The sequence below is a fragment of the Immundisolibacter sp. genome (assembly GCF_050250495.1).
Classification (GTDB): domain Bacteria; phylum Pseudomonadota; class Gammaproteobacteria; order Immundisolibacterales; family Immundisolibacteraceae; genus Immundisolibacter.
Map to the genome: position 1 here is coordinate 34,946 of NZ_JBFWOM010000015.1, position 10,969 is coordinate 45,914.

Below are 10,969 nucleotides of genomic sequence, written 5' to 3' on the forward strand. Positions count from 1 at the left end.
GGGTGCGGCGCGACTGTAGTGCACCGCCCGGCGGCGTGTAAACAAACATCCGCTAAGGTAATTGGGTGCGGGAGTAATCGGCCTTCGAGCTTGGCCGCCGGGTGCGCCTGCCGGTAGAATGCCGGCCTTACCAGCACCTGTGGCGACGGGCGGCGGCAACGCCTCCCGCCGCTTTTGCTGCGCCCGACGCAACCACCGGAGCCCGCAGTGCCCGAGCCAGCACTTCTCGCCCTCGCCGACGGCACGCTGATGCAGGGCGTGTCGGTCGGCGCCCGCGGCCACGCCGTGGGCGAGGTGGTGTTCAACACCGCCCTGACGGGGTATCAGGAAATCCTGACCGACCCGTCGTACTGCCGGCAGATCGTGACGCTGACCTACCCGCACATCGGCAACGTCGGCTGCAACGCCGAGGACGAGGAGGCGGGGCAGGTACACGCGGCGGGGCTGGTGATCCGCGACGCGCCGCGCTTGCGGTCGAACTGGCGGGCGGAGGTGTCGCTGGACGACTACCTTCGCGAGCGTGGCGTGGTGGCGATTGCCGGCCTCGACACGCGCGCGCTCACCGGACGCCTGCGGCGGGGCGGTGCGCAGGCTGGCTGCATCGTGGCCGGGCCTGACATCGACGCCGAGTTCGCTGTGGCTCAGGCGCGCGCCTTTGCGGGTCTCACGGGCATGGACCTCGCGCAGGTGGTGAGCTGCGAGGCGGCTTATCCCTGGCAGGGCAGTACCTGGACTCTGGACGGCTTCGAGCCGCCGCCCGCGCCGCGCTTTCGGGTGGTGGCGTACGACTTCGGCATCAAGCGCAACATCCTGCGCTGTCTCACCGCGGTCGGCTGCGAGGTGACGGTGGTGCCGGCCAGGACGTCCGCCGCCGACGTGCTGGCGCGCAAGCCCGACGGCGTGTTCCTGTCGAACGGCCCGGGTGACCCCGAGCCTTGCGACTACGCGATCGACGCGATTCACGAGTTTCTGGACCGCAGCGTCCCGCTGTTCGGCATCTGCCTTGGCCATCAGTTGCTGGGCCTCGCCGCCGGCGCGCGCACCGTGAAGATGAAATTCGGTCACCACGGCGCCAACCACCCGGTGTTCGAGACCGCCACCGGGCGGGTGCTGATCACGAGCCAGAATCACGGCTTCGCGGTGGACGAGGCGAGCCTGCCGGCGCACCTGAAGCCGACGCACCGGTCGCTGTTCGACGGCTCGCTGCAGGGCGTTGTGCACACCGAAAAACCGGCATTCAGCTTTCAGGGCCACCCGGAAGCGAGCCCCGGCCCGCACGACGCGGCGCACCTGTTCCAGCACTTCACCGACCTGATGGCGGCCCACCGCGGCGCCTGAGGACCACCGTGCCCAAACGTACCGACATCAAGAGCATCCTCATCGTCGGCGCTGGCCCGATCGTGATCGGCCAGGCCTGCGAGTTCGACTACTCGGGCGCCCAGGCCTGCAAGGCGCTGCGCGAGGAGGGTTACCGGGTCATCCTGGTGAACTCGAATCCGGCCACCATCATGACCGACCCGGACATGGCGGACGCCATCTACATCGAGCCGATCACCTGGCCGGTGGTGGCGAAGATCATCGAGCGCGAGCGCCCGGACGCGCTGCTGCCGACCATGGGCGGGCAGACGGCGCTGAACTGCGCGCTCGACCTCGCCCGCGAGGGCGTGCTGGAACGATTCGGCGTGCAGATGATCGGCGCCACGCGCGACGCCATCGACAAGGCCGAGGACCGCGAGCGCTTTCGCGAGGCGATGCGCCGCATCGGGCTTGCCACGCCGCGCTCGGCGCTCGCCCACAGCATGGAGGAAGCCCTGCAGGTGCAGGCGCAGATCGGCTTCCCGACCATCATCCGGCCGTCGTTCACCATGGGCGGCAGCGGCGGCGGCGTGGCCTGGAACCGCGAGGAATTCGTCGCCATCTGCGAGCGGGGCCTCGATCTGTCGCCCACGCACGAGCTGCTGATCGAAGAATCCATCATCGGCTGGAAAGAGTTCGAGATGGAGGTCGTGCGGGACCGCAACGACAACTGCATCATCATCTGCTCGATCGAGAACTTCGACGCCATGGGCGTGCACACGGGTGACTCCATCACCGTGGCGCCGGCGCAGACGCTCACCGACCGCGAATACCAGATCATGCGCAACGCCTCGCTCGCGGTACTGCGCGAGATCGGCGTCGAGACCGGCGGCTCGAACGTGCAGTTCGCCGTGAACCCGGCCGACGGGCGCCTGGTGGTGATCGAGATGAACCCGCGCGTGTCGCGCTCGTCGGCGCTGGCCTCGAAGGCGACCGGCTTTCCGATCGCGAAGGTCGCCGCCAAGCTCGCCGTCGGCTACACGCTCGACGAGCTCAAGAACGAGATCACCGGCGGCGTGACGCCGGCCTCGTTCGAGCCCAGCATCGACTACGTGGTCACCAAGGTGCCGCGGTTCAACTTCGAGAAGTTCCCGCAGGCCGACGGCACGCTGACCACGCAGATGAAGTCGGTCGGCGAGGTCATGGCCATCGGCCGCACGTTCCAGGAGTCGCTGCAGAAGGCCATGCGCGGGCTCGAAACCGGCATCGATGGATTTGTACCGGCGCTCGTCGGCCGCGACGAGGCGGCGCTCGACACGCTGCGCCAGCGCCTGCGCACCCCGTCCGATGACCGCCTGCGCTACATCGGCGATGCGTTCCGCTGCGGTGTTTCGCTGGGTGAGGTGCAGACGCTGACGGGCATCGATCCGTGGTTCCTGGATCAGGTGGCCGAGATCATCGAGGTGGAGGATGAGATCGCCAGCGCGAGCCTCGCCGCCACCGATGCCGCCCGGCTGCGCGCCTGGAAGCGCCTGGGTTTCTCCGACAGCCGCCTTGGCACGCTGCTCGGCGCCAGCGAGGACGCCGTGCGCCAGCGTCGCCGCGCGCTCGGCGTGGTGCCGGTGTACAAGCGCGTCGATTCCTGCGCCGCCGAGTTCCCGGCCGCCACCGCCTATATGTATTCGACCTACGAGGACGAGTGCGAGGCGCAGCCGACCGACCGCCGCAAGGTGATGATCCTCGGCGGCGGGCCGAACCGCATCGGCCAGGGCATCGAGTTCGACTACTGCTGCGTGCACGCGGCGCTGGCGCTGCGCGAGGCCGGGTTCGAGACCATCATGGTCAACTGCAACCCGGAGACGGTGTCGACGGACTACGACACTGCCGATCGCCTCTACTTCGAGCCGCTGACGCTGGAGGACGTGCTCGAAATCGTCCGCGTCGAGCAGCCGTGGGGCGTGATCGTGCAGTTCGGCGGCCAGACGCCGCTGAAGCTCGCCCGCGCGCTGCTGGCGGCGGGTGCGCCCATCATCGGCACCACGCCGGACGCCATCGACCGCGCCGAGGACCGCGAGCGCTTCCAGCAGGTGGTGGACAAGCTCGGCCTGCTGCAACCGGCCAACCGCATGGCGGCAAGCCTGGAGCAGGCGCTGACTGCCGCCGGGCAGATCGGCTACCCGCTGGTGATGCGCCCGTCGTACGTGCTGGGCGGCCGCGCCATGGAAATCGTCTACGACGAGGCGGGCCTGCGCGCCTATATGCAGAACGCCGCCCACGTGTCGGCGGCCTCGCCGGTGCTGCTGGATCGCTTTCTCGACGACGCGCTGGAGGTGGACGTCGATGCCGTCTGCGACGGCAAGGATGTCGTCATCGGCGGCGTGATGGAACACATCGAGCAGGCCGGCGTGCATTCCGGCGACTCCGCCTGCTGTCTGCCGCCGTATAGCCTCGCGCCCGAGGTCGTGACCGAAATGCGCCGCCAGACGGTGCAGCTCGCGCACGAGCTCGGCGTGGTCGGGCTTATGAACATCCAGTTCGCGGTCAAGAACGGCGACGTTTACCTGCTGGAAGTGAACCCGCGCGCGTCACGCACAGTTCCGTTCGTGTCCAAGGCGACGGCGGTGCCGCTCGCCAAGGTGGCGGCGCGCTGCATGGCCGGTATCGATCTCAAAACGCAAGGCGTCGCGGGCGAAGTGACGCCGCCGTACTACGCGGTCAAGGAAGCCGTGTTCCCGTTCGCCAAGTTCCCGGGCGTCGACATCATCCTCGGGCCCGAGATGAAATCCACCGGCGAGGTGATGGGCGTCGGGCGCAGCTTCGGCGAGGCCTACGGCAAGGCGCAGCTCGCCGCGAGCAACCCGCTGCCGCGCGGCGGGCGCGCCTTCATCTCCGTGCGCCAGGCCGACAAGACGGCGCTGCTGGTACAGGTGGCGGCGGATCTGCGGCAGATCGGCTTCGAGCTGGTCGCCACCCACGGCACCGCCCAGGTGCTGACCGAGGCCGGTATCCCGTGCGCGGTGGTGAACAAGGTCAAGGAAGGCCGCCCGCACGTGGTTGACCTGCTCACCAATGGCGAGATCGCCTTCGTGCTGAACACCACCGAGGGCAAGCAGGCGATCGCCGATTCGTTCGCCATCCGCGCCGCGGCGCTGCGCTACAAGGTGCCGCATACCACCACGCTGGCCGGTGCGCGCGCCACGTGCCTTGCGCTGCAGGCGGGCACGGATATTCGCGTCGAGAGCCTGCATTCCCTGCATACCGAGTTGACCTGATGACCCGCGAACCCCTCACCGCCCGCGGCGCCGAGCAGTTGCGCCGCGAACTCGAAGACCTGAAATCCGTGCAGCGGCCGCGCGTGATCGCGGCCATCGCCGAGGCGCGCGCGCACGGCGATCTGAAGGAAAACGCCGAGTACCACGCCGCCAAGGAGCAGCAGGGCTTCATCGAGGGCCGCATCAGCGAGATCGAGGATCGTCTCGGTCGCGCCGAGGTGATCGATCCCGCCAAGCTCGCCGCCGGCGGCAAGGTGGTGTTCGGCGCCACCGTGCAGCTGGTGAATGTCGACAGCGACGAGGAAGTGACGTATCAGATCGTCGGCGTCGACGAGGCCGACATCAAGCAGGGCCGCGTGTCGTTCCGGGCGCCGCTGGCGCGCGCGCTGATCGGCCGGGCGGTCGGCGACGAAGTGACGGTGCCGGCCCCGGGCGGCGAACAGAACTATGAAATCCTCGGCGTCGAGTACTGCTGAGCCCGTGATCCTGCGGTGAGCCGGCGCGGCAACACGCGCCGCTGGCTGCAGCGGCACGTCTCCGATCCCTACGTGCGTCAGGCGCAGGCGCAGGGCTACCGGTCTCGGGCCAGCTTCAAGCTGCTCGAAATCGACCAGAGCGACCGGCTGCTCACGCCGGGCGCGACGGTGGTGGACCTCGGCGCCGCGCCGGGCGGCTGGTCGCAGGTGGCGGCCGAGCGCATCGGCCCGCGCGGGCGGGTGGTGGCGGTGGACCTGCTCGACATGGGGCCGCTGCCGGGGGTCGAGTTCATCCAGGGCGACTTTTCCGAGCAGGCGGTGCTCGACGCGATGCTCGCCCTGCTGCCGGACGGCGCCGACCTTGTGATGTCCGACATGGCCCCCAATCTGACGGGAGTGCGCGATGTCGACCAGCCGGCGGCGCTGTACCTCGTTGAACTCGCGCTCGATTTCGCGGTTCGCGTGCTGAACCCGCGCGGCGCCCTGCTGGTCAAATGCTTCGAGGGCGCCGGCAGTCAGGAGCTGCGGGCGCTGTTCGGGCGCCGCTTCGGGCAGGTGCTGGTGCGCAAGCCCGACGCGTCGCGCGACCGCAGCCGCGAGCACTACTTGATCGGCCGCGCTATGCTGCCGATAACCCCCAGTCATTCCGCCGACCGGAGCGAAGAATCGTGAATTCCATGTCCCGCAACGTCATCCTCTGGGTCGTGGTGGCCCTGGTGCTGATGGCGGTGTTCAACAGCTTCGGTCCGCGCCGGGCCAGCGAGCGCACGGTCGACTACTCGCAGTTCATCGCGCAGGTGAAGGAAGGCCAGGTCGACCGCGTCGTGGTCGAGGAAGGCAGCGTGCGCGGCGTAACCAGCAGCGGCGAGAAGTTCGTCGTCTACACGCCAAACGACCCGCACATGATCGACGACCTGCTGGCCAACAAGGTCGGCATCGAGGTCGCCGCGCCGGATCGGCAGTCGCTGCTGATGCAGGTGTTCATCTCCTGGTTCCCTATGCTGCTGCTGATCGGCGTGTGGGTGTTCTTCATGCGCCAGATGCAGGGCGGCCCGGGCAAGGGCGGCGTGATGCCGTTCGGCAAGAGCCGCGCGCGGATGCTCACCGAAGATCAGGTGCGCGTGACCTTCGCAGACGTGGCCGGCGTGGACGAGGCCAAGGAAGAAGTGCACGAGCTGGTGGACTTCCTGCGCGACCCGTCGAAGTTCCAGCGCCTCGGTGGCCGCATCCCGCGCGGCGTGCTGATGGTGGGCTCGCCCGGCACCGGCAAGACGCTGCTGGCGCGCGCCATCGCCGGTGAGGCCAAGGTGCCGTTCTTCACCATCTCGGGTTCAGACTTCGTCGAGCTGTTCGTCGGCGTCGGCGCGTCGCGCGTGCGCGACATGTTCGAGCAGGCCAAGAAGCACGCGCCGTGCATCATCTTCATCGACGAGATCGACGCCGTCGGCCGGCACCGCGGGGCGGGCCTCGGCGGCGGGCACGACGAGCGCGAGCAGACGCTGAATCAGTTGCTGGTGGAGATGGACGGCTTCGAGGGCAACGAGGGCGTCATCGTCATCGCCGCCACCAACCGCCCGGACGTGCTCGACCCGGCGCTGCTGCGCCCTGGCCGCTTCGACCGCCAGGTGGTGGTGCCGCTGCCGGACATCGTCGGCCGCGCGCAGATCCTGAAAGTGCACATGAAGAAAGTGCCGCTCGACGCCGACGTGCAGGCCGAGGTGATCGCCCGCGGCACGCCGGGTTTCTCGGGCGCGGATCTCGCCAACCTGGTCAACGAGGCGGCGCTGTTCGCGGCGCGCCAGAACAAGCGCGTGGTCGATCAGGAGGATTTCGACCGCGCCAAGGACAAGATCATGATGGGCGTCGAGCGGCGCTCGATGGTGATGAGCGAGGACGAAAAACGCCTCACCGCCTACCACGAGGCCGGCCACGCCATCGTGGGCCTGTCGGTGCCCTCGCACGACCCGGTGTACAAGGTCAGCATCATCCCGCGCGGGCGGGCGCTCGGCGTGACCATGTTCCTGCCGGAGGAAGACCGCTACAGCCTGAGCCGCGAGCGGCTCGAAAGCCAGATCAGCAGCCTCTACGGCGGGCGCATCGCGGAAGAACTCGTGTTCGGCGCGCAGGCTGTGACCACGGGCGCCTCGAACGACATCAAGCGCACCACCGAGATCGCCCGCAACATGGTCACGCGCTGGGGCATGTCGGCGCGTCTGGGGCCGATGACGTTCGAGGAAGACGAGGGCGAGGTGTTCCTGGGTCGCAGCGTGACGCAGCACAAGAACGTGTCCGACGACACCGCGGCGACCATCGACGAGGAAATCCGCGCCATCCTGGAGCGCAACTACGCGCGCGCCAAGGAAATCGTCACCGCGCGTCTCGACACCCTGCACGCCATGGCCGACGCGCTGATGCGCTTCGAGACCATCGACAAGGATCAGATCGACGACATCATGGCCGGCCGGCCGGTGCGCGCAGTGACGCCGGCGCCGACCGACCGGCGCGCGCCGCCGCCCGCGCCAGCGACGGATGCCGGCGCCGACGGCGCGCCGAGCCTGCCCTGACGACGCCGGGCGCCGCCGGCTGGCGGCGCCCGCGGCCAATTCCGCATCCATGCTGCTGAACTGCGCCGGCAAGCCGCTCGATGTGTCGCGGCCGGCCGTCATGGGCGTACTGAACCTGACGCCGGACTCGTTCTCGGGTGATGGCCTGGCGGACGACGTCGAGGCCGCCTGCGAGCGCGCGCTGGCGCTCGTGGCCGCCGGCGCGGCGGTGATCGACATCGGCGGCGAATCGACCCGCCCCGGCGCGGCACGGGTGTCGGTGGACGACGAACTCGCCCGCGTATTGCCCTTCATCGAGCGCCTGGCGCCGCGTCTGACGGTGCCGATCTCCATCGACACCCGCCACGCGGCGGTGATGCGCGCGGCGGTCGGCGCCGGTGCCGGGCTCATCAACGACATCGCCGCGCTGCGCGAGCCGGGGGCGCTGGCCGCCGCGGCGGGGCTTGGCGTGCCGGTCATCGTCATGCACATGCAGGGCGAGCCCGGCACCATGCAGCAGGCGCCGCAATACGACGACGTGGTCGGCGAAGTCGCCGGGTTTCTGGCGCAGCGCGTGGCGGCGTGTGTCGCGGCGGGTATCGCGCGGGAGCGCATCCTGATCGACCCCGGCTTCGGCTTCGGCAAGACGGCGGCGCACAACCTCGCGCTGCTGCGGGCCCTGCCGGTGCTGTGCCGGCAGGGCCTGCCGGTCGTGGCCGGGCTGTCGCGCAAGTCGCTGATCGGCGCCGTCACCGGCGCGCCTGTGACGCAGCGGCTCGGTGGCAGTATTGCGCTCGGGTTGCTGGCGGCGCAGCGCGGTGCGCGGCTGCTGCGTGTCCATGACGTTGCCGAGACCGTGCAGGCGCTCGCCATGCTGGACGCTGTACAAGGGGAATCGAATGGCTGAGCGACGTTATTTCGGCACCGACGGCGTGCGCGGCACGGTGGGCGAGGGCTTTTTCACGCCGGATTTCGTGCTGCGGCTCGGCTGGGCCGCCGGCACGGTGCTGCGCCGGGAGGGCCGCGGCACGGTGGTGGTGGGCAAGGACACCCGCGTGTCGGGCTACATGCTGGAGTCGGCGTTGGAGGCCGGTTTGTCGGCCGCCGGCATGGACTGCCTGCTGCTGGGGCCGATGCCGACGCCGGCCGTGGCGTACCTGACGCGCACCTTCCACGCGCGCGCCGGCATCGTCATCAGCGCGTCCCACAACGCCTACCCGGACAACGGCATCAAGCTGTTCTCGGCCAGCGGCGAGAAGCTGCCGGACGCGGTCGAGGCTGAGATCGAGCGTTGTCTCGGGGAGCCGCTGACCATGGTGGCGCCGACCGAGATCGGCAAGGCGCGCCGTGCCGTCGACGCCGGCGGACGGTACATCGAATTCTGCAAGCGGGCGCTGGCCGATGGGCTCGACCTGCGGGGCCTGAAGATCGTGGTGGACGCCGCCAACGGGGCCGCCTACCAGGTGGCGCCGGCGGTGTTCCGCGAACTCGGCGCCACGGTCACGGCCATCGGCGTGGCGCCGGATGGCTTCAACATCAACCTCGACTGCGGCTCCACGGCGCCGGCGGCCCTGCAACAGGAAGTGCTGCGCCAGGGCGCGGATCTAGGGGTTGCGCTCGACGGTGACGCCGACCGGCTGGTACTGGTGGACGCCGCGGGCGAGCTGGTGGACGGCGACGAGATCCTCGGCATCCTGGCGCTGGCCCGGCACGCGGCCGGCACGCTCGGCGGCGGTGTGGTCGGCACACAGATGAGCAATTTCGGCCTTGAGCAGGCGTTCGGCCGTGTCGGCATCGCCTTCGAGCGCGCCAAGGTGGGCGACCGCTACGTGATGGAGCAACTGCGCGCGCGCGGCTGGCTGCTGGGCGGCGAGACCTCGGGGCACGTGCTGTGTCTTGACCGCACCACCACCGGGGACGGCCTGGTCACGGCGCTGCAGGTGGTGTCGGTGCTGCGCGAGCGGGGCCGTACGCTCGCCGAGTTGAAAACCTTCATGCACAAGTACCCGCAGCGGCTGGTCAACGTGCGCATGACGCCGGGCTTTGACCCGGACGGCAGTGCCGTCGTGCGCGAGGCGGTCGACACCGTGCAGGCGCAGCTCGCCGGGCGCGGGCGGGTTCTGCTGCGCAAGTCCGGCACCGAGCCGCTGGTGCGGGTGATGGTGGAGGGCGCCGACGCGGGAGAGGTGGATCACCTGTGCCAGCAGATCGCGGGTGCCGTGCAGGCTGCCATGGGACGGGCGTGACGGCCCCGTTGCGTTTGATTGCGGGCGCCTGCGCCATTACCATGCGCGGCCTTTTTGTCAGCTCCATCAAGTGCTCATGTCGCGTCCGCTGGTAGTCGGAAACTGGAAGATGTTCGGCGACCGGCAGATGGTCGCCGGGCTGGTTGGGGCCGTGGCCGAGGCCGCTGCGGCGCGGGCGGGCGTGGCCATTGCGGTTTGCCCGCCGTTTCCGTACCTGTCCCAGGCGGCGGCCGTGTTGCAGGGCAGCGCGCTGCGTCTTGGCGCGCAGAACCTCGCCGTCGAAGCATCCGGCGCCTACACCGGCGAGGTGTCGGGCGCCATGCTGCGCGATGTCGGTTGCCACTACGTCATCGTCGGCCACTCCGAGCGGCGCAGCCTGTTCGGGGAAGACAGCGCGCTGGTCGCGCGCAAGTTCCGCGCGGCGCTCGCTGCCGATCTGACGCCCATCCTGTGCGTGGGCGAGCAGCTCGCCGAGCGCGAGGCGGGCGACACCGAGCGCGTCATCGCCGCGCAGCTCGATGCGGTGCTGGAGCTGTGTGGCGAGCAGGCGCTCGCCGGTGCCGTGATTGCGTATGAGCCCGTCTGGGCCATCGGCACCGGCAAGGTGGCGACGCCCGAGCAGGCGCAGGCCGTGCACCGTTTCATCCGCCAGCGGGTCAGCGCTGCCGGCAGCACGCCGACGATTTTGTATGGTGGCAGCGTGAAGCCGGATAATGCCGCCGGTCTGTTCGCGCAGCCGGACGTGGATGGCGGCCTGATCGGTGGCGCGAGTCTGGTGGCGGATCAATTCCTTTCAATCTGCGACGCGGCGCTTCCCCGATGATGATGGTCTTGCTGATTCTTCATGTGCTCATTTGCCTGGCGCTGGTGGGGCTGGTGCTCATCCAGCAGGGGCAGGGCGCCGATGCCGGCGCGGCCTTCGGCAGCGGTTCCTCGGGCACCGTATTTGGCGCGCGCGGGGCGGGTTCGTTCCTGACCCGGATGACCGCCGGCCTGGCCACGGCGCTGTTTCTGACCAGTCTGGTGTTGGCATATCTGGGCGCGCACGCCAGTGGTCCCGCCAGCGTTACTGATAAACTTCTGCCCCCGCCGGCACCGGCGAGCGAGGCTCCGGCACCGGCGAGCGAGGCTCCGGC

Annotated in this window: 9 protein-coding genes; all 9 read left to right on the plus strand. The window is 69.6% G+C overall.

What is annotated here, in order from left to right:
- Positions 1-207 precede the first annotated feature (207 nt).
- Positions 208-1,338 (plus strand): glutamine-hydrolyzing carbamoyl-phosphate synthase small subunit, encoded by a 1,131-nt coding sequence (gene carA, locus AB7F93_RS10490; protein ID WP_428302857.1) that lies wholly within the window; start codon positions 208-210, stop codon positions 1,336-1,338.
- An 8-nt stretch (positions 1,339-1,346) separates the two neighbouring features.
- Positions 1,347-4,568 carry a carbamoyl-phosphate synthase large subunit gene (carB, locus tag AB7F93_RS10495; protein ID WP_428302858.1) on the plus strand — a complete coding sequence of 1,074 codons (3,222 nt, stop codon included), beginning with the start codon at positions 1,347-1,349 and terminating at the stop codon, positions 4,566-4,568.
- Positions 4,568-5,044, plus strand: a complete 477-nt coding sequence (gene greA / locus AB7F93_RS10500; RefSeq protein WP_428302859.1) for a transcription elongation factor GreA — start codon at positions 4,568-4,570, stop codon at positions 5,042-5,044. The genes carB and greA overlap by 1 nt, the downstream gene beginning before the upstream one ends.
- A gap of 15 nt (positions 5,045-5,059) precedes the next feature.
- Complete coding sequence (locus tag AB7F93_RS10505) at positions 5,060-5,716, plus strand: RlmE family RNA methyltransferase (protein ID WP_428302860.1); 657 nt, start codon at positions 5,060-5,062, stop codon at positions 5,714-5,716.
- Positions 5,717-5,721: 5 nt separating this feature from the next.
- Positions 5,722-7,608: an ATP-dependent zinc metalloprotease FtsH gene (gene ftsH / locus AB7F93_RS10510; RefSeq protein WP_428302883.1), complete on the plus strand. Its 1,887-nt coding sequence runs from the start codon at positions 5,722-5,724 to the stop codon at positions 7,606-7,608.
- Positions 7,609-7,657: 49 nt separating this feature from the next.
- Positions 7,658-8,494, plus strand: a complete 837-nt coding sequence (folP, locus tag AB7F93_RS10515) for a dihydropteroate synthase (RefSeq protein WP_428302861.1) — start codon at positions 7,658-7,660, stop codon at positions 8,492-8,494.
- Complete coding sequence (gene glmM, locus AB7F93_RS10520; RefSeq protein ID WP_428302862.1) at positions 8,487-9,833, plus strand: phosphoglucosamine mutase; 1,347 nt, start codon at positions 8,487-8,489, stop codon at positions 9,831-9,833. Before folP ends, glmM begins: the two co-directional genes overlap by 8 nt.
- A gap of 76 nt (positions 9,834-9,909) precedes the next feature.
- Positions 9,910-10,656, plus strand: coding sequence for a triose-phosphate isomerase (gene tpiA, locus AB7F93_RS10525; protein WP_428302863.1), 747 nt, complete (start codon positions 9,910-9,912; stop codon positions 10,654-10,656).
- Between the two features lie 2 nt (positions 10,657-10,658).
- Positions 10,659-10,969, plus strand: a 311-nt coding sequence (secG, locus tag AB7F93_RS10530; protein WP_428302864.1) for a preprotein translocase subunit SecG, incomplete at its 3' end; no start/stop codon positions are given.